Source organism: Pseudomonas sp. GW456-12-10-14-LB2 (assembly GCF_002884345.1).
Lineage (GTDB): Bacteria > Pseudomonadota > Gammaproteobacteria > Pseudomonadales > Pseudomonadaceae > Aquipseudomonas > Aquipseudomonas paraglycinae.
Genome location: NZ_POHV01000038.1, coordinates 22,493 through 41,467, shown reverse-complemented (window position 1 = coordinate 41,467; position 18,975 = coordinate 22,493). Strand labels below are relative to the sequence as shown.

14 protein-coding genes are annotated in these 18,975 nt (G+C 61.4%); 2 read left to right on the top strand and 12 right to left on the bottom strand.

All coding sequences use genetic code 11. The features are described from left to right. Window position 1 precedes the first annotated feature (1 nt). The 12 genes from C1X29_RS23075 to C1X29_RS23020 form a co-directional block, all read right to left on the bottom strand. Window positions 2–1,039, bottom strand: a complete 1,038-nt coding sequence (locus C1X29_RS23075) for a hypothetical protein (protein WP_102687619.1) — start codon at window positions 1,037–1,039, stop codon at window positions 2–4. Between the two features lie 12 nt (window positions 1,040–1,051). Then, complete coding sequence (locus C1X29_RS23070) at window positions 1,052–1,579, bottom strand: PAAR domain-containing protein (RefSeq protein ID WP_102687618.1); 528 nt, start codon at window positions 1,577–1,579, stop codon at window positions 1,052–1,054. A 34-nt stretch (window positions 1,580–1,613) separates the two neighbouring features. Next, entirely contained in the window at window positions 1,614–3,248 is a 1,635-nt protein-coding gene (locus C1X29_RS23065; RefSeq protein ID WP_102718449.1) for an ABC transporter ATP-binding protein, read from the bottom strand. 1 nt (window position 3,249) lies between these two features. Beyond that, window positions 3,250–4,272, bottom strand: coding sequence for an ABC transporter permease (locus C1X29_RS23060; RefSeq protein WP_102718448.1), 1,023 nt, complete (start codon window positions 4,270–4,272; stop codon window positions 3,250–3,252). Continuing rightward, complete coding sequence (locus C1X29_RS23055; protein ID WP_102718447.1) at window positions 4,272–5,336, bottom strand: microcin C ABC transporter permease YejB; 1,065 nt, start codon at window positions 5,334–5,336, stop codon at window positions 4,272–4,274. Before C1X29_RS23055 ends, C1X29_RS23060 begins: the two co-directional genes overlap by 1 nt. Next, complete coding sequence (locus C1X29_RS23050) at window positions 5,323–7,173, bottom strand: extracellular solute-binding protein (RefSeq protein ID WP_102718446.1); 1,851 nt, start codon at window positions 7,171–7,173, stop codon at window positions 5,323–5,325. The genes C1X29_RS23055 and C1X29_RS23050 overlap by 14 nt, the downstream gene beginning before the upstream one ends. A gap of 114 nt (window positions 7,174–7,287) precedes the next feature. Continuing rightward, on the bottom strand, window positions 7,288–9,942 hold the full coding sequence (locus C1X29_RS23045) for a TonB-dependent receptor (RefSeq protein ID WP_102718445.1): 2,655 nt from the start codon (window positions 9,940–9,942) through the stop codon (window positions 7,288–7,290). A gap of 118 nt (window positions 9,943–10,060) precedes the next feature. Continuing rightward, window positions 10,061–10,564 carry an RES family NAD+ phosphorylase gene (locus C1X29_RS23040; protein WP_102718444.1) on the bottom strand — a complete coding sequence of 168 codons (504 nt, stop codon included), beginning with the start codon at window positions 10,562–10,564 and terminating at the stop codon, window positions 10,061–10,063. Beyond that, entirely contained in the window at window positions 10,561–11,052 is a 492-nt protein-coding gene (locus tag C1X29_RS23035; RefSeq protein ID WP_102718461.1) for an MbcA/ParS/Xre antitoxin family protein, read from the bottom strand. The genes C1X29_RS23040 and C1X29_RS23035 overlap by 4 nt, the downstream gene beginning before the upstream one ends. A 254-nt stretch (window positions 11,053–11,306) precedes the next feature. Then, the gene (locus tag C1X29_RS23030; protein WP_102718443.1) at window positions 11,307–14,231 is read right to left on the bottom strand and encodes a TonB-dependent receptor; all 2,925 of its coding nucleotides are present in this window, start codon (window positions 14,229–14,231) and stop codon (window positions 11,307–11,309) included. 91 nt (window positions 14,232–14,322) lie between these two features. After that, on the bottom strand, window positions 14,323–15,270 hold the full coding sequence (locus C1X29_RS23025; RefSeq protein WP_085745476.1) for a FecR domain-containing protein: 948 nt from the start codon (window positions 15,268–15,270) through the stop codon (window positions 14,323–14,325). Next, on the bottom strand, window positions 15,267–15,773 hold the full coding sequence (locus C1X29_RS23020) for a sigma-70 family RNA polymerase sigma factor (RefSeq protein ID WP_011334510.1): 507 nt from the start codon (window positions 15,771–15,773) through the stop codon (window positions 15,267–15,269). The genes C1X29_RS23025 and C1X29_RS23020 overlap by 4 nt, the downstream gene beginning before the upstream one ends. A 298-nt stretch (window positions 15,774–16,071) precedes the next feature. Between C1X29_RS23020 and C1X29_RS23015 the strand changes: the two genes are divergently transcribed. Continuing rightward, the gene (locus C1X29_RS23015; protein ID WP_102718442.1) at window positions 16,072–17,790 is read left to right on the top strand and encodes a hydrogenase maturation protein; all 1,719 of its coding nucleotides are present in this window, start codon (window positions 16,072–16,074) and stop codon (window positions 17,788–17,790) included. A 238-nt stretch (window positions 17,791–18,028) separates the two neighbouring features. Then, window positions 18,029–18,892 (top strand): LysR family transcriptional regulator, encoded by an 864-nt coding sequence (locus C1X29_RS23010; protein WP_085610473.1) that lies wholly within the window; start codon window positions 18,029–18,031, stop codon window positions 18,890–18,892. Window positions 18,893–18,975 lie beyond the last annotated feature (83 nt).

Below are 18,975 nucleotides of genomic sequence, written 5' to 3'. Positions count from 1 at the left end.
CTCAAGCGGGTCTGTACTCAAGAAGGTGAGCGGGCACACCCGTGGGGGTATCCCCGGAACGGACATCACGATGCGCACCCAACGCATCCAGCGGATAACCCACGGTTTTCTCGTGAAAACTGCGGCTGTCCTCATGTGCTACCAACTTGCGCTCCTCATCAGTAACCGTTGAAAGGGGTTTTTGCGGAGCCTTTTCATCTGGAAGCTCAGCCGTCGGGTTCTTCGCTGTCTTGCGGTGTTCTGCAAGCTTTCGTTGATACTCGATATTCTTGCGGGTGTAGCTTTCCATCGCCTCCCTGTCGGAGGCCATCCGCTGACGCGTGCCGGGCACCGATTGCCGCTCCGCGTTGGTGCCATAAGTCGTGTCGTAATTGCTGCGTCGCGGAAACGCCATGACGGTTGTCCGGGTGGCGTTAGCCATGATCTGCGCGAGGCTGAGTTCATAGTGAGGGTCTTCGCCCTCGAGCACCCAACGCTCGGCGTTGATGCCCAGCCCGGTGCGACAGGCATAAGAGTGAATCTTTGCACCGTATGCAAACGCTTCCGGCTTGAACATTTTTGCCTGGGCATCACGCAATCGGTAACTTTCACGCTTATCCAGCTCGTATCCCAGCTCGATTGCACCCACTACGCCATGGGAGAAAAAATCGAGCTGTTTGATTTCTCTGCCGCGACGTTGCCGGGTAAAGATGAAATCCACTAGGCCGGATATTGAATCCAGTTCCCGGTATTGCGCGCCATGATCGCGCTCGACTACCAGCTTCAAGGCCGCCAGCAGGTTTTGCGGGTAGTCATCCTTGAAAATCAGAAAGACGCGCTGTTTCGAAAAACTTGGTGTGCCTTCGGGATACTTCGTCAGTTGTCGGATGCCTTGATTGATGAAGCGCATTTTATTGCCCTTCTGCCCGCGCCAGTTTTCTATCGTCGACATGTAGGAAGCCCCCACCACCGTCACATAGTCCTGGGCCAGCGTTCCCGTGACCTGAGTCGTCGCATGCTGCTCAGTGGTCTGGGCCTGTTTCTTCTTTGGTGCAGCCACGCGTCACCCTCCTTAATAGTCGATGCCCAGGGCATCCAGATGGGCGGCCGCTTCCTTGCCCCACTGAACAACAATGGACGTCGGATCGGCAGTGAATACCCTCGCAGCATTGCCATGGTTGTCGGTATGGCCGACCAGGCGCTGTCCATCGCCGGTTTCGATGCAATAGAGCATGTCGGGAATTGCTTCGCCGGTGGTTTCGTCCACCAGCTGGAAGCGTTCACTGTGTTTTGGCACGGTGACAATCGGGCTGAAAGGCGCGGAACCGACCTGCGTGCCGACGAAAACGTCGCCGGAGCCGGTAATGATCATTCCACCATGGGCCGTGGCGCTACCAAGAAAGGCGATTGGCTTGCCATTGATCAGGATGTTGCCGATGCCCTCGGTGACCGAGTCACCGCAGGCGGTGGTATCACCGACTCGCAGCACGGGCATGCCATTGATGTTCACATTGGGTGAACCGCTGGTGCTGGGGTTGGTACCGTGTCCAGTGATCGGGCAGGCATTGAGATCGCTGAGGCGCGCGGCAGGTTTTGCCATCATCTACATCCTTGTATGAGCGGAACCGCGAAATTTACCGGATCTGCCCTGTGGGCGAAAGGCTGGCCTCCTGCCTGCCCGTCTCTGCCGTGATAGGTGTCACAAACGATGCAGCCAGCAGCTCCCGCGTATACGGGTGTCGGGCCGAATGAAACAACCCGGCCGTTTCCCCACGCTCCACCACCTCGCCATCCTTCATCACGATCAGATCGTGGGCCAGCGCCCGCACCACCGCCAGGTCATGACTGATGAACAGATAGGTCAGCCCGTGCTCCTCCTGCAACCGGCGCAATAGCGCGACGATTTGTTTCTGCACCGTGCGATCCAGCGCCGAGGTCGGCTCATCCAGCAGAATCAGATCCGGCTTGAGCACCAGCGCCCGAGCGATGGCAATGCGTTGCCGTTGCCCGCCGGAAAACTCGTGGGGATAGCGATGACGCGTCGCCGGATCGAGCCCGACTTCCTTCAGTACATCGATCACCGCCTGCTCGCGCGCCTGCGCATTCAAGTCGCTGTGCACCTGCAAACCTTCGGCAATGATCTGCTCCACACACAAGCGCGGGCTAAGGCTACCAAACGGGTCCTGAAACACCACTTGCAGGCGTTTGCGCAACGGACGCAATTGTTTGCCGCTCAGTTGCTCAAGCGACTCACCCTTGAAGCGGATGCTGCCGTCGGCGTCGATCAGGCGCAGGATCGCCTGACCCAGCGTGGATTTACCCGATCCGGACTCACCGACAATGCCCAGCGTCTTGCCCCGCTGCAGGTTCAGATCGATGCCGTTGACCGCGTGCAGATACGACTTGGCCCGCAGCCAGCCGCCACCCAACGGAAAACGCACATTCAGATCGCGAACTTCGAGCAAATCCTCCGCCGCATCACGGCACAGCGCCGCGCCGCCGGGTTCGGCGTTGAGCAATTCGATGCTGTAGGGATGCTGCGGCGCGCGAAACAATTGCTCGCAGCTTGACTGCTCAACGATTTCGCCCGCGCGCATCACCGCCACCCGCTGAGCGATGGTGCGCACCAGATTCAGGTCGTGACTGATGATCAGCAGCGCCATGCCCAACCGCTGTTGCAGTTCCTTGAGCAGCAACAGAATCCTGCGCTGGACCGTGACGTCGAGAGCCGTGGTCGGCTCATCGGCAATCAGCAACTGCGGTTCGCACGCCAACGCCATGGCGATCATCACCCGCTGCCGCTGCCCGCCGGAGAGCTGATGCGGATACGCTTTCAGCCGCTCGCGCGGTCGTTGAATGCCGACCAGTTCCAACAGTTCCAGAATCCGTTTGCGCGCCGCCGCGCCCGCCAGGCCTTTGTGCAGCGCCAGGCTTTCGCCGAGTTGGCGCTCGATGCTGTGCAACGGGTTGAGCGAACTCATCGGCTCCTGAAAAATCATTGCGATGCGGTTGCCGCGCAGTTGCCGCAGATAGCGCTCGTGCACACCCAGCAGCTCTTCGCCGCCATAACGGATGCTGCCGTCGATCTGCGTGATGTTCGGGTCCAGCAGTTGCAGAATGCTGTGGGCCGTCACTGACTTGCCGGAACCCGATTCGCCCACCAGCGCCAGGCATTCCCCCGGGCAAATGTCGAGGTCGATGCCGTGCACCACTTCCTGCCCTTTGAACGCCACCCGCAGGTCGCGTATTTCGATCAGATGTTCACGCATATCAAGTCCTGGGGTCGAAGGCATCACGGCAGGCTTCGCCGATGAATACGAGTAGAGAAAGAATCAGCGCCAGGGCAAAAAATGCCGTCAGGCCCAACCACGGTGCTTGCAGATTGTTCTTGCCCTGACCGATCAACTCGCCCAGCGAAGCGCTGCCGGCGGGCATGCCGAAGCCGAGAAAATCCAGCGCCGACAACGTCGCAATCGCTCCGGTCAGAATGAACGGCAGATACGTCAACGTCGCACTCATGGCGTTAGGCAGAATGTGCCGCACGATCACCTGTGCATCGCCGACACCCAGCGCCCGCGCCGCTTTCACGTACTCAAGCCCCCGGCTGCGCAGGAACTCGGCGCGCACCACGTCCACCAGACTCAGCCACGAAAACAGGGCCATGATCCCCAGCAACCACCAGAAGTTCGGCTCGACGAAGCCCGACAGAATGATCAGCAGATAGAGCACCGGCAGCCCCGACCAGACCTCCAGCAGACGCTGCCCGAGCAAGTCGACCCAACCACCGTAATAGCCCTGCAAGGCACCGGCGGCGATACCGATCAACGCGCTCACCGCCGTCAACGCCAGGGCGAACAACAGCGAGACCCGCGTGCCGAATATCACCCGCGCCAGCACGTCCCGCGCCTGATCGTCGGTGCCCAGCCAGTTTTCAGCGGTGGGCGGGCTCGGGGCCGGTTCAGTGAGGTCGTAGTTAGCCGTGTCGTAGCCGAACGGGATCGGCGCAAACCACATCCGTCCGCCCTGCCCCTCGATCAATTCACGCACCTGGGCACTGCGGTAGTCGGGCTGGAACGGCAGCTCGCCGCCGAAATCCTGCTCGGTGTAGCGCTTGAACGCCGGGAAATACCACTCGCCCTGATACGTCACCAGCAACGGTTTGTCATTGGCGACCAGTTCGCCGCCCAGGCTCAGGCCAAACAACGCGACGAATAGCAACAACGACCACCAGCCGCGCCGATGGGCCTTGAACCGCGCCCAACGGCGCTGTCCGATGGGAGAAAGCGTCGGCATCAGGCAGTCCTCGCGGTGAAGTCGATGCGCGGATCGACCAGCGTGTAGCACAGGTCGCCCAGCAGTTTTATCAGGAGCCCGAACAGGGTGAAGATGAACAGCGAGCCGAACACCACCGGGTAATCCCGTGACACCGCCGCTTCGTAGCTCAGGCGGCCGAGCCCGTCGAGGGAGAAGATCACTTCGATCAACAATGAGCCGCCGAAAAACACCGTGACCAACGCCTGAGGCAATCCGGCCACCACCAGCAGCATCGCGTTGCGAAACACATGCCCGTACAACACCTGTCGTTCACTCAGGCCCTTGGCCCGGGCCGTGACTACGTACAGCCGCGAGATCTCGTTGAGGAAGCTGTTCTTGGTCAGGATCGTCAGCGTCGCAAAACCGCCGATCACCAGCGCACTGACCGGCAACACCAGATGCCAGAAGTAATCGGCGACCTTGCCCCACAGCGACAGCTCGGCGAAGTTGTCCGAGACCAGCCCGCGCACCGGAAACCAGTCCAGCGCCGTACCGCCGGCGAACACCACGATCAGCAGCAGCGCAAACAAAAAACCCGGCATCGCGTAGCCGATGATGATCGCCGCACTGCTCCAGACATCGAACGCCGAGCCGTTGTGCACCGCCTTGCGGATGCCCAGCGGAATCGACACCAGATAAGTGATCAGCGTCGCCCACAAACCCAGCGACAGGGTCACCGGCAGCTTCTGCCAGATCAGCTCGGTCACCGACGCGCCCCGGAAGAAACTCTTGCCGAAATCCAGTCGCGCGTAGCTCTTGAGCATCAGCCACAAGCGCTCACCGGCACTTTTGTCAAAACCGTACTGACGCTCGATCTCGGCCACCAGTTTCGGGTCCAGGCCACGGGTCGCGCGGGACTCGCCGCCAATGCTTTCGACATGGCTGGCACCCACCGCCGCACCGACACCGATCCCCTGCAATCGGGCGATAGCCTGCTCGACCGGGCCACCGGGCGCGGCCTGCACGATCACGAAGTTCACCAGCAGAATCGCCAGCAAGGTTGGCACGATCAGCAGCAGACGCCGCAGGCTATAACCCCACATGGGCGTACTCCTTTTGCTGTTGCTGCATTTGCGTCGCGGTCAGCGCGGTCGGGCTGATTTCCCACCAGGTGTCGAGGCCGGCGTCGTACAGCGGCGCAATCGTCGGGCGACCGAAACGGTTCCACCACACCGTGGAAATCCCCGGCGGGTAATAGTTGGGAATCCAGTAGTAGCCCCACTGCAACACCCGATCCAGGGCATGGGCGTGGCGCAGCAGACTTTCACGGTTGTCGGCCTGGACCACGCCTTCGAGCAGCGCATCCACCGCCGGATCGCGCAGCACCATGTAGTTGTTGGAGCCAGGATCATCGGCGCCGTCGGAACCGAAATAATTGAACAGCTCGCGCCCCGGCGCCTGACTCACCGGGTAACCGACGACGATCATGTCGTAGTCGCGGCTGCGTACGCGGTTGGTGTATTGAGCGGTGTCGACCTGACGAATATCGAAGCCGATGCCGATCTGCGCCAGATTGCGCTTGAACGGCAGCAGCAGACGCTCGAAGCCCTTCTGACCGTTGAGAAAAGTGAATTGCAACGGCTCGCCGGCGGCATTCACCAATTGATCGCCACGGGGTTTCCAGCCGGCGGACTCCAGCAATTTCAGGGCCTGCAACTGCTGCGCTCGGATGTTGCCGCTGCCGTCGGTGCGCGGCGCCTCGAACACCTGGCTGAAGACTTCATCGGGAATCTTGCCGCGCCACGGTTCGAGGATTTTCAGTTCTTCGGCATCCGGCAGTTCGGTGGCCGACAACGCGCTGTGGGAAAAGAAGCTGCGCTGACGCAGGTACATGCTGCGCATCATCTGCCGGTTGCTCCATTCGAAATCCCAGAGCATGGCAATCGCCTGCCGCACCCGACGATCCTGAAACATCGGCTTCTGCAGATTGAACGCAAACCCCTGGGCACCTTGCGCGGCGCCGGGTGCGAGGTGTTCGCGCAGCAACTTGCCCTGCTCCAGCGCCGCGCCAGCGTAACCGATGGTGTAACTGGTGGCAGAGAACTCGCGGTTGTAATCGAAGCCGCCGGCCTTGAGCACCTGTCGCGACACATCGGTGTCGGCAAAAAACTCCACGCTCAACTGATCGAAGTTGTAGAGCCCGCGAGTGATCGGCAGATCCCTGGCCCACCAGTCCTTGATCCGCTGGAATTTCACGCTGCGCCCGGCGTCCACCGCGCTGACCTTGTACGGCCCGCTGCCCGGTGGAATTTCGAAGCCTGCGCCATCGGCGAAATTGCGTGTACGCCACCAATGCTCGGGCAATACCGGCAACGTCGCCAGATCCAGCGGCAAGGTCCGGCTCTCGTTGTTCTTGAACACGAATCGCACCTGGGTCGGCGACTCGACCTGCACCTCGGCGACATCGCGAAACTGTTGGCGATACTTGAGGCTGCCCTGAGTGGTGAACAGCTCGAAGGTGTAGCGCACGTCTTCAGCGGTGATCGGCGTGCCGTCCTCGAACCGCGCCTTGGGGTTCAAGTAAAAACGCAGCCAGCGCCGGTCCGCGTCCAGCTCCATCCGTTGGGCGACCAGGCCGTAGACACTGTACGGCTCGTCCTTGCTGCGATAGGCCAGCGGCGCGTAGAGCCAGCCGTCGATGTCGGCAACGCCGGTGCCTTTGTCGATGTAGGGAATCAGGTGATCGAACGGGCCGCTCTCCAGCGAAGAGCGGCGCAAGGTCCCACCCTTGGGCGCGTCGGGATTGGCGTAGGCCAGGTGCTGGAAGTCCGGGGCGTATTTCGGGGCTTCGCCGTAGACCGTGAGGGCGTGTTGTGGCGCGGCAAACAGCGCCGGGCTCAGCAACAGACCGACGCTGAACAGAATGACTCTGGAAAACATGGGCAGATCCTTTCACCACGTGCCTGCCTGACTGTGATGTGCAACAGGCCGGGCCTTTTTATAGGGCGGGGTTTAGAACGATGTGTTACTAAAACTCGCCCTGACCGATCATTCTCAGAACTTGTAATTGACCCGTGTGTACAACGTGCGGCCAAACGGGTCGCCGTATTTCGGGTCGTAGCCGCTCTGGAACGTGTAGGTCTGGTTGCTGAATGGTGGTTCGCGGTCGAACAGGTTTTTCACCCCGAGCGTCACCGCCAGGGTCTTGCGCCAGGTGTAGGTGCCGGCCACGTCCCAGACGTTGTACGAACCGACGTAATCGTGGGTCTCGCGATCCGAGTCGTGGTAACCGCTGGTGTAGCGGTTGGTCAGGCTCGCGCCGAGCGGGCCGTAGTTCCAGCTGCCGGTCAGGCTGTGACGCCAACGGGCCACGGCGCCGGCCGAGGCAAAGTCGCCACCGCGAAAATCGCCGAGCTTGTCGATGTAGTCGCCCTTGAGCTGCTGCTGAAAGTCGTAACGGGTGACGTAAGTGCCTTGCAGACCGATGCCGAAATCGCCGTACGGTGTGCTCGGCAGGCGATAGTCGAAGCTCACGTCGACGCCGTTGGTCTTGATCTTGCCGAGGTTGGCCAGACCGGTGACGATGTGATCGATGGAGCCGTCCGGCTTGCGGATCAAACGCTCCGGATACAGTTCCGGGTTTTCGAACACCGCCGATTCGGGGAATTCGGCGATCTGGTTGGCGATGTCGATCCACCAGAAATCCAGCCCGGTGGTCAGGCGATCAAATGGCTGATAAACGAAACCGAGGGTGACGTTGCGCGCGGTTTCCGGGCTCAGGTCGGTGTTGCCCCCGGAAGTACGGTTGAACTGCTGGGCGCAGTCGCGGTTGGCAATCCCGCCGTTGCTCGGGTTGCCGCCTGCGCAAAGGCGCGGGTCGTTGTAGTTGGCATTGGTGAACGAGGTGAACGTCGGGTTGTACAACTCATAAAGCGACGGCGCACGGAAGCCTTCACTGTAGGCACCACGCACCACCAGCTCCTTGAACGGCTGGAAGCGGAACGAGTATTTCGGATTGGTGGTGCTGCCGAAATCGCTGTACTTGTCGTGGCGCACGGCGGCGGATAATTCAAGGCTGTCGAGCACCGGCACATTGACCTCGGCGTACTGCGCCGAGACGCTGCGATCGCCCTCCACACTGCCGTTGGGATCGACGCCCAGGCTCTGCACGTCGCCGGCAAACGCGGCGAAATCCTGATGGAAGTCTTCCTTGCGGTACTCACCGCCCAGCGCCAGTGCCGAAGGCCCTGCACCGAACCAGTCGCCGATCTCGCGGCTGATACGCCCGTCAATCGCCTTGACCCGGCCCACCGCCGTCGCGTAATCGCCGTCTACCTCATTGGCCGCCAGCAACGCCGAACCCGCAGCCGTCTGCGAACCGAACGGGTTGATCACACCGTCGGCGATGCCCTGGCTGACGGCGCGGTCGTTCACATAACCACTGCGAATCGTGTTGACCACCTTGTTCTGGTTGTACGACGCGCCGAGGTTGTAATCCCACCCCACCAGCGTGCCGTCGAAGCTCAACAGCAGACGCTGACCGGTGTTGTCATCTTCATGCTGACGGGCACCGACGGCGGTTTCACGCCAGTTCACGTCCACTGGCTGCGTCGGGTCGAGGGCAAAACCGCTCGGGCCGGGCGTAATGCCGTTCCCCGGATAGAACGCGGTGCCAGGATTGACCTGATTGCCCATCAAAGTGCCGGGCCCGATCTGCGTTCGGTTTTCGTTGCGCGCCCAGAAGTATTCGAGGCTGACGTTGTGATCGTCCGACAGCTTGCCGGTGGCTTTGGCGAAGGCCGAGGTCTTCTCGGTTTCCGGCACCAGATCGAGGTAGTTCCACAGGCTCTGGCGGCAGATACCATTGCGCGACAGCAGCCCCGGCGCATTGCAACCGGAACCGGCCAATGGGTTGGTGGCGTTGCTACCCTGGCTCCAGTTGGCGGGCGACGCCGTGCCGGAGGTGTAATCGAGGCCGCGCCCCGGCTGGTAGTTATAGGTGTAACCACGATCGTCGGCGGCCAGGCGATTCTGCTTGTCGTAGCTCACCACGCCGAAAACGTTGAAGCGATCGTCCTGCAAATCACCAAAACCCCAGCTGCCGCTGAAGTTGCGGCTTTCACCGCCACCGGAATGGGTCGGGGTGTCGTAATTGGTGCTGATCTGACCTTCGGTGAGGCTGGTCTTGGTGATGAAGTTGATCACCCCGCCGATGGCATCGGTACCGTACAGCGCCGAGGCGCCGTCGCGCAGCACTTCCACCCGGTCGATGGCGGCGAACGGAATGGTGTTGAGATCGACGCCGGAGCCGTTGATCGCATTGGTCGCGTTGTTGCTCAGACGCCGACCGTTGAGCAGCACCAGGGTCTTGTTCGGGCCGATCCCGCGCAGGTCGGCGTAAGACGCCCCGCCGCTGCTCGACCCCACCGAGCGCCCGGAGCCTACCGAAGACTGGTTGGCCGAGATGCGATTGACCAGCTCTTCAGTGGTGGTCACGCCCTGCTTCTGCAACTCCTCGACGCGAAGGATGGTGACCGGCACGGCGGTTTCGGCATCGACCCGGCGAATCGCGGTGCCGGTGACTTCGACCCGTTGCAGTTGGGTGGTTGGTTCGTTTGCCGTGCTGTCGGCAGCGATGGCCGGCAACGTGTTGATCGCCAGCAGCAAGGCCAGGCTCAAAGGGGATTTAACGGGTGAAAAATGGATCATGAACAGCCATCCCTGCGTTTTGGTTTATGCAGGGATGTGCGATGGCGGATGTTGATTTATAGAGCGAGATTTAGACCGTTGGGTGCTGAGGTTATGCAAAATGCAGCATGACGCTGCATCAGACCAACGCCATTTCCCTGACCAGTCGGGTATCAAGGCTGAACCGCTCCTGCGAGACCATCTTGAACTGCCCCTCTGCCAGGTCACAACTCACCAGCAAGTTCCACGAATGCCGGGTTGCCGCCGAGGGAATCAGTACAAACGGATGTTCAGCCAGTAAAGCGTCGGCAAACAATCGCTGATTGGGTGACGGCCGTGCAGGGCTCAGCCAGTAAGGGTTCGGCACCTCTTCGGGCTGCACGATTTTCACCTTCGCGTCGCTGATGACCTCAAAGCACGTCAATACATAAGGTTCGCGGTCCAGGGCATCAAAGCTGCGGTTGGCTGCCACCTCCAGAATGGCCGAGGACGGGTCGACTGATGCGTAGACGACGCGTCGTCCGGGAATGTTCCATCGACCCCCTCTCATCTTTGAACCCATCCCGCTATCCCACGTTCTTCCATAAACCTCGCGGTCAAGCCGCCATGCATACCAATGTTTGTCCCACGGCAAGGGATTCATGGGTAAACCCCATAGATAAGCTGACTCAGATACTGCTCCACCATCTGAAAACCCAATGGATGCAGGGTCAATTCCAGCGGCACATGACCGTAAAAATAGGTAGAGGGTTTCTGCAGCCAGTCCTCCGCCCGTGGTTGCCCCCCGAAGGCCCGAATGGCTAACTCCAGCACCAATGCATATTGGTAGGCGATGACACTCTGCTGCGGGTCAAGCCGTACCGGTTTGCCTTCCTTCAGCAGCCGCCTTACCGTTCTGACCGACTTGCCAGTGATGAGTTTGACCATGTCGCCTTGCTGATAAAGCTCGGAGGTTGAAAGCATGTCGACGACGTCGTTCAGCTCGAAACCCTCATCGGTAAGCTGAATAATCAGCAGGGCGTCATCACCGATGTTCCGGCCATGCACGAGCAATTCGACAGGCTTGCCCTCGACTTTCTTCAAACCCGCCAACCGGGGTACTTTTGCGCTGGGCAAGGCGACATCCTCCATGGGGCACCTGGCACGATCATCGCGCCACTGATGGCGAGCGGAATAAGCAGGCGTTTCGTATTCGAGGTGTGCAGTTCGCATGATCAATCCATTATCAGAGGCCTGAGTGATAAGGCCGTTAACGACTTCAATGTCATCGCCGATGCTATAGATCACGCTTCCGACGGCCAACCTTAAAAAGTCGTCGGAAATATCCCCGTTTTCGCCCAAAGTCCGGCAACTTCCGTAGGACGCTGCCTGACGCCATTCCGTCCTCAACTGCCGAAGTGATAACTCACATCCAGCCACCACTGGCGCCCGTACGGGTCGTAGTTGCCGGTCGGGTAATACGGCCAGCCCGCCGAGTCGTCATGCTTGACCTGATTGAGCACGTTGTTCACGGTCAGCCCGACACTCGCCCGGTCGTTGAGTTTGTACCGTGCACTGGCGTTGAACACCGTCCACGGCGACAGGCGCCCGTCGCCCGCGCCGTTGGTGACCGAGCCGTAACGAATCCCCATCAGCGTTGCCGTGGCCTTCTGGTAATCCCAGGTCAGGCTGGCGTTGACCTTGCTGCGCCAGTCGTAGTTGGTGCGCGAGGTGCGCCAGTCCTGGGTCGGTGCTTCGTCCGATTCCTTGTAGTAATGCGAGAGCACCAGGGTGTAGCCCAGCGCCGAACTGAACGCGCCGTACTGCCCGGCGCCCCAGCGGATGTTGCTCTTGAAGTCCAGACCGCTGACCCGTTCGCTGGCGGCGTTGATCGCGTTCACCCGCACCCGCTGCAACTGATTGGGATCGACGGCGGCATTGCCGGGATTGCGATCGACGCGTGCCAGGGTCGACTGGCAGTTGGCCGAGTTGATGTCCTGGGTGCCATTGCGGCATTCGTTCTCTTGCTGCAACAGGCGGTTTTCGTCGACGGTGGTCAGCAGGTCATCGATCTCCACTCGCCAGAAATCGGTGGAGAAATCGAAATTGCGCGACGGCGACCAGACGAAACCGTAGGTCCAGGATTTGCCGCGTTCGGATTCCAGATCCGCCGTGCCGCTCTGGGTGTAATCGACGCGCCCACGGTCACAGGCGCCCTCCACGCCCTGGCTGCAACCGTAATAGTCGATCTGTGCCGGGTAGTAGCCGTTGCTGTCGGACTGATAGATGTAGTTCAGGTCCGGGGCGCGGAAACTGGTGCCGTAGCTGCCGCGCACCAAAAGGCTGTTCACCGGCCGCCATTCCAGGCCGAGGTTGTAGGTTTTCTGTTGTTCGGTGCGGCCGCTGAATTTGTATTGGTCCCAGCGCCCTGCCGCTGTGGCCAGCACCGTGTCGGTGACAGGAATGCTGAACTCGCCACCGGCCGCGTAACGCTTGCGCGAGCCGCCGGAGCTTTGCGCCGGGGACACGCCGTAGAAACTGCCGTCATTGAGGCTGTCATCCGGGTCGATGCGATATTCCTGCTTGCCCGCCTCCAGCACCCCGGCGAATCCCACCGGGCCGGCCGGCAGGTCAAACAAATCGCCGTTGACCGAAGCGTTGTAACTCGTGGACACCGACTTGCTGCTCTGCGTCAGGTTGCCGCGAAACTTCTCCCATTCCTGGGTTGTCAGGGGCCGGTCGAGGCGCGAGGCATCCGGCGCGAACACCGGGTAACCGTCGCGGGTGCCCAGTTGCGGACCGAGGTAGAAATCCTGGATCGACGACAGCGGCGTGTAACGCGTGGTGCGAACGCTTTTGTACTCGGATCGGTTGGCCGCCAGTTCATAGTTCCACCCGGTGTCGGCGATCTTGTCCGAAAGGCCCAGGGTGCCGGTCCAGGAGGTGTCGCGCCACTTGCTGTTGTTGCTGGTGCGCCCACCGATTTCCTCTTCGCCGAAGCGTCGATACCAACGCTCCAGATTGCCGCTGTTCTGGTTGATGAAATCCGGCGAAGTGAAGCTCGGGCCACGGGTGTTGTTCTGGATGTGATCGAGGCCGTACATCAGATCGGCGAAGACCTGGCCGCTGTCGCTGAAATGCCAGGTGCCACGGGTGTAGCCGTCGTAGTTTTCCTTTTGCGTCTGCACCGTCCAGTAATCGTTGTACATCTGGTCGGTGCGGCAACGTCCGCCGCTGTTGAACAGCTTGTTGTCGAACGTGCCCTGATAGGCGCCGCAACCTGGCCCCAGATAGCGATTGTTGGTCAGGTCGCGACGGTAGCCGACATCCGCCAGCGGTCCGCTCTGCATGAAGCCGCGATCATCGGCCCAGATCGGATCGCGGTTGGTCAGTTCAAGTCCGAACAAACCGTCGAAGTCGCCCCAACTGCCGCCGCCGCTGATCTGCAAACGCTGGTTGTCGCCGCCGCCGCGCTCGCTGGTGCCGCCCTTGAGGTTGACGTCGACGCCATTCATTTTGTCCTTGAGGATGATGTTCACCACCCCGGCAATCGCATCCGAACCGTAGATCGCCGACGCGCCGCTGCTGAGCACTTCGATGCGGTCGATGATCGCCGACGGAATGTTCGCAAGGTTGGTGAAGTTGACCTTGCCGTCGTACGGCGTCGGGTAATCGGCGACCCGCCGGCCATTGATCAGCACCAGCGTGTGGTTGGGACCGAGGCCACGCAGGTTGAGGGCGCTGGCCGCCGGTTGCCAGGTGTTGCCGTAGTCTTCGCCCTGGGTCATGCCGGTGTTCTGGGTTTGCGTGGCGAGGGCGTCGAAGACGTTCTTGTAGCCGCGCGCTTCCATTTCTTCGTGGGTGATGACGTTGACCGGCGTCGCACCATCGCTCTGCGCCCGGGCGATCCGCGAGCCGGTGACGGTGACTTTTTCCATTCGGTAATCGGCGCTGCTGGCGGGCGCCACGGCAGCCGCCTTGACCGGCGCGGCGCTCGGCGCATCGGCCGGGCGAATGCTCAGGCCCTGGCTGCCCTGCTCGACTTGCAGGCCGCTGCCGATCAGTGCTTTCTCTACCGCCTGACGGCCACCCAATGCGCCGCGCACCGCACTGCTGCGCTTGCCCTGCACCAGATTCTGACTGAAGGAAATCGGCACCCCGGTCTGGCGCGAGATATCCAGCAGCACCTCGTCGAGGGCCCCGGCGGCAATGTCGAAGGTAAAGACCTGAGCGGCGACGTCCTGTGCCTGAACGGCGGCCGGGGCAATCCCCGTCGCCAGCACGATGGCCAGCGTCAGGCGGGACAATTTTTGTTGTTTGAATGAGAACATCGAGGGGCTTCCCTGTTGAAGGCGTCTGCAGGGAATGAGCAGCGGGCCGGCGCTTTTTATAGGGGGACGGATAGACCGGGAAGTTATGGATTTATAACCGTGCTTCAATGCTGACCCAGTACGGGTTGTGCCAGGTGACGCGGATCGGGAGCGAACGCTCCAGCAGTTGCAGCGTGCGGTCGCTGTCGTCCAGTGGATAGAGACCGCTGAGGCGCAAACCGGCGACCTCGGGGCTCAGGTGCAGGATGCCGCGACGGTAGCTGCGCAGGCTGTCGATGACTTCGCTCAAAGGGCGATCACGCACTTCAAGCCGCCCTTGCACCCAGGCACTTTCCTGTCCTTTGCTGCGTTCCAGCGCGAGGATTTCCTGTCTGTTGAACAGCAGACTTTCGCCGGCCTCCACCACTTGCCGCGCGCCGCTGGCGGTGACCACTTCGACCTGTGAATGCAGCATCACCAGCCGCGTTGAATCGTCACCGCGCTGCACCAGGAATTTGGTCCCGAGCGCACGCATCCGCCCGTGCTCGGTTTCGACCACAAACGGTCGGGCCAGATTTTTCGCCACATCGATCAGCAGCTCACCGCTGCGCAAGTCCAGCAAACGTTCGAGATTGTTGAAGCGCGGCACCACGCGGCTGCGGGCATTGAGGGTCAGAGCGCTGCCATCCTCCAGCGTGAATTCCCGACGCTCGCTGGTACCGGTCGACAACTCGCCAGCCTCGGGCAACCAGCCATAACGTCGACCGAGCAAACCGGCCAGCACCGCGATACCGAGCACACTCAAACTGCCACTGAGGAATCGGCGTCGACTGGACGGTGCATTCAAGCTGTGCAGCACACTCTCACGCGGCAAGCCGCGCAGGTTCGAATGGCGCAGCAGATTCAGCCCGCCACCCATTTGCTCGATGATCTGCTGATGCCGTGGATCCGCCGTGCGCCAGGCGTCGAAGGCCGCACGCTCCTGCAAGCTGACGTGCCCCGATTGCAGCAGTGCCATCCATTGCGCGGCTTCGTCGATCAGCGTTTCGTCCGGCCTCATGCCTGCATCGCCTGATAGCAACGCTTGAACGCTTCGACCATGTATTGCTGCACGCGGCTGGTGGACACGCCGAGGCGTTCGCCGATTTCGCTGTAGGTCAGGCCGTCGAGCTGGTGATAGAGAAACGCAGCCTTGGCCTTGGCCGACAAACCATTGAGCAAGCGATCCACCGCCAGCAGCGTTTCGATCACCAACTCCCGTTCCTCGGGCGACGGATGCACCGGTTCCGGCGCCAGTGCCAGGCTTTGCAGATAAGCGCGCTCCAGATCCTGCCGGCGCCAGCCTTCATAGACCAGCCGCCGGGCAATCGTGGTCAGCAGCGCGCGGGGTTCGCGAATCGCCAGCGGATCGGGCAGCGCCAGGACCCGAAGAAAAGTTTCCGAAGCAATGTCCTGTGCGCTGTGCGGGCAGCCGAGGGTACGGCTGACCGCTGCGCACAACCATCGGTAGTCCTTTTGGAACATTTGCCCGATGACCTGGTAATGCGGGTTGTGACTCCCCATACCTTACTCCCTGAAAACGGGCTCCACCCGCTGCGAAAATCCATGGATACGCCGGGATCTTCCGGCGGTGATCAGGGGTGCGACTGTGCTATAGCGCCTGAGACATTTGAAGTAATAAAAAATCAGGATCAGCAAACCTTTGAGAATAAGGCACGTCGTCGCCACGGCAACATTGGCTGACACAACGTTGATCTCGATCAGTGGCGCCAGCCACGCCAGTCTCTAACCTTGCGCCTCCATCGATAGCCACGGACGGCTCACCGGGAGCCTGCGGCTGACCTTTCAAGGAAGAGCAATCATGCGATCACTCAACATCATTCTTCTGTCGTCGGCGTTCAACGGCCTGACCCAGCGTGCCTGGCTGGAACTGCGTCAGGCCGGGCATTCACCCAGCGTGGTGCTATTCACCGACGAAACCGCCGTGTGCGAGCAGATCGAAAACAGCGGCGCTGACCTGGTGATCTGCCCGTTCCTCAAGGATCGCGTTCCCCACGCGCTGTGGAGCAATCCGCAGCGTCCGGTGGTAATCATCCACCCGGGCATCGTCGGCGATCGCGGCGCCAGCGCACTGGATTGGGCGATCATGCGCGAGCTGCCGTCCTGGGGCGTGACCGCCCTGCAAGCGGTAGAGGAAATGGACGCCGGCCCGGTCTGGGCCACCTGTGAATTCAACTTGCCAACGGGCCTTCGTAAATCCGAGCTGTACAACGGTCGGGGCAGCGACGCGGCGATCCGTTGCATCCGTGAAGTGGTGGAGAAATTCATCGACGGCTTCGAGCCGGTGGCGCTGGATTACAACGATCCGACAGTGCGCGGGCGCTTGCAGCCGAACATGAAGCAGGACGACCGCACCTTCAGCTGGCACGACTGCTCACGCTTCATCAAGCGCTGCATCGATGCGGCGGACGGCCAGCCCGGCGTACTCGCCAGCCTCGCCGGCGGGCAGTATTACGTGTACGACGCGCACCTCGATCAGCGCACCGGCATGCCCGGCGAGATTCTCGCGGTGCATGACGACGCGGTACTGGTGGCGACTGGTGATCACAGTCTGTGGATCGGCTCGCTGCGGCGCAAACCGCAACCGGGCGAAGAAACCTTCAAGCGTCCGGCGCGGCATGTGCTGGCCGGGAAGTTGTCTGGCGTGCCGGTGCTGGACTGGTCGATTGCCAACGCGCCATTCGGCGACGAGGCGTATCAGCCGATCCGTTACCGCGAGTCCGGTCAGGTCGGCGAGCTGACGCTGGAGTTCTACAACGGCGCCATGAGCACCGAGCAATGCCGGCGCATGGTCGAGGCGCTGCGTTGGGCCAAATCACGCGACACTCACGTGCTGTTGATCAAGGGTGGACGCGGCAGTTTTTCCAATGGCGTGCATCTGAACGTGATCCAGGCCGCCGAAGATCCGGGTGCCGAAGCCTGGGCCAATATCCAGGCCATCGATGATGTGTGCGAAGAATTGCTCAGCGCACGGCAACTGGTGGTCAGCGGGGTTACCGGCAATGCCGGCGCGGGCGGTGTAATGCTCGCCCTGGCGGCTGACATCGTGTTCGCCCGCGCCGACATCGTGCTCAACCCGCATTACAAGAGCATGGGCCTGTACGGCTCGGAATACTGGACTTACAGCCTGCCCCGCGCCGTCGGCCCGGCGATGGCGGAACAATTGACTCAGGCCTGTCTGCCGGTCAGCGCTGCGCAGGCGCTGCAACTGGGCATGGTTCAGGAAATCGGCCCGCGCTGCCCGGACGAGTTCTCGCTGTGGCTGCTGCAACGGGCCAACAGTGTGCTGAGTGATCCGAATTATGCGCCGGTGCGCGAACGCAAGCTGCGGGTCGATCATGCGCTGATCCGCCAATGCCGCGAGGCGGAGCTGCAAGAGATGCAGGAAGACATGCTGTACAACCGCAATCAGTTCGCCGAGAAGTGCCGCAACTTCGTGTACAAGCGCAAAACTTGCTGTACGCCGGCGCGGTTGGTGGAGGAATGGGCGCGGGTGGTTGAGACCGATCTGGTCAGTTAATCGGCGGTGCCTGTTTTTCCCCTCACCCTAGCCCTCTCCCCCAGGAGAGGGAACTGATCCGGGGATATTGACGAGATACATCGACTTGGAATATCTGCTTTGAATCCATAATCGACTCGGTCTTTCAGGTCGATGTATAGCGCAAGACAACTCGGTCGATCCCCTCTCCCTCGGGGAGAGGGCTAGGGTGAGGGCGCTTTTGCCTTACAATGCGCGCACCTCAACCACCGGCCCGCCCATGGACATCGATCTCGCCCGCACCTTTCTGGAAATCGTCCGCCACGGCAGCCTCGCCGCGGCGGCGGAAAAGCTGTTCGTCACGCAAACGGCAATCACCGCCCGGGTCCAGAAACTCGAAAGCCAGTTGGGCAGCACGCTGTTCGTGCGCAACCGTGCCGGTGCGCGGCTGACCGCCAACGGCGAGGCCTTCGTGGTCTACGCCAATCAACTGGTGCAGACCTGGGAAGCCGCGCGCCGCGACCTACCCTTGCCCGAGGGCTATCACAACGTGCTGCACATCGGCGGCGAGGTCAGCCTGTGCAACCCATTGATGCTCAGTTGGGCTGCCGAGCTGCGAGAGAAAATCCCCGGCCACGCCTTGCGCATGGACATCCGCGACGGCGAAAACCTGCTGCGCCAGCTCGAACTAGGCGTACTCGATGCCGCGCTGGTCTATCAACCGGAATACTGGCCAGGACTGCAGGTCGAGCAGGTGCTGGAGGAGAAACTGATTCTGGTGACCACGCCCGGCCGCCCGGCCCCCTACGTGTACATCGATTGGGGCCCGGACTTCCGCCGCCAGCACGACGCCGCCCTGCCGGAAAAGGCCAAGGCCGCCCTGAGCTTCAACCTCGGCCCGCTGGCCCTGCAATACATTCTCGAGAACGGCGGCAGCGGCTATTTCCGGACCCGGGTCGTGCGCACCTACCTGGAAAGCGGCGCGCTGGAGCCGGTGACCAAAGCCCCGGAATTCGGCTACCCGACCTACCTCGTCTACTCCCGCGACCGTGACTCGGCGATCCTGCAACAGGCGTTCGACCTGCTGCGCGAGGTGATCAGGGCCGATGACGACTGGTCGCAGCGCTGGAACCCGTTGAGCTGACGGCCGCTATGCACCGGAGCATGGCACTTGTGACCTGAAGGTTGCCCCTGCACAAACGGCGGGATCGGCTACGCTGCCGGGAT

Coding starts and splice junctions, on each gene's coding strand:
- C1X29_RS23055 (WP_102718447.1), bottom strand. CDS start 5,336: ATGTGGGGTTATAGCCTGCGGCGTCTGCTGCTGATCGTGCCAACCTTG.
- C1X29_RS23060 (WP_102718448.1), bottom strand. CDS start 4,272: ATGCCGACGCTTTCTCCCATCGGACAGCGCCGTTGGGCGCGGTTCAAG.
- C1X29_RS23010 (WP_085610473.1), top strand. CDS start 18,029: ATGGACATCGATCTCGCCCGCACCTTTCTGGAAATCGTCCGCCACGGC.
- C1X29_RS23020 (WP_011334510.1), bottom strand. CDS start 15,773: ATGGGGAGTCACAACCCGCATTACCAGGTCATCGGGCAAATGTTCCAA.
- C1X29_RS23070 (WP_102687618.1), bottom strand. CDS start 1,579: ATGGCAAAACCTGCCGCGCGCCTCAGCGATCTCAATGCCTGCCCGATC.
- C1X29_RS23045 (WP_102718445.1), bottom strand. CDS start 9,942: ATGATCCATTTTTCACCCGTTAAATCCCCTTTGAGCCTGGCCTTGCTG.
- C1X29_RS23065 (WP_102718449.1), bottom strand. CDS start 3,248: ATGCGTGAACATCTGATCGAAATACGCGACCTGCGGGTGGCGTTCAAA.
- C1X29_RS23050 (WP_102718446.1), bottom strand. CDS start 7,173: ATGTTTTCCAGAGTCATTCTGTTCAGCGTCGGTCTGTTGCTGAGCCCG.
- C1X29_RS23030 (WP_102718443.1), bottom strand. CDS start 14,231: ATGTTCTCATTCAAACAACAAAAATTGTCCCGCCTGACGCTGGCCATC.
- C1X29_RS23035 (WP_102718461.1), bottom strand. CDS start 11,052: ATGGAGGATGTCGCCTTGCCCAGCGCAAAAGTACCCCGGTTGGCGGGT.
- C1X29_RS23025 (WP_085745476.1), bottom strand. CDS start 15,270: ATGAGGCCGGACGAAACGCTGATCGACGAAGCCGCGCAATGGATGGCA.
- C1X29_RS23015 (WP_102718442.1), top strand. CDS start 16,072: ATGCGATCACTCAACATCATTCTTCTGTCGTCGGCGTTCAACGGCCTG.
- C1X29_RS23040 (WP_102718444.1), bottom strand. CDS start 10,564: ATGAATCCCTTGCCGTGGGACAAACATTGGTATGCATGGCGGCTTGAC.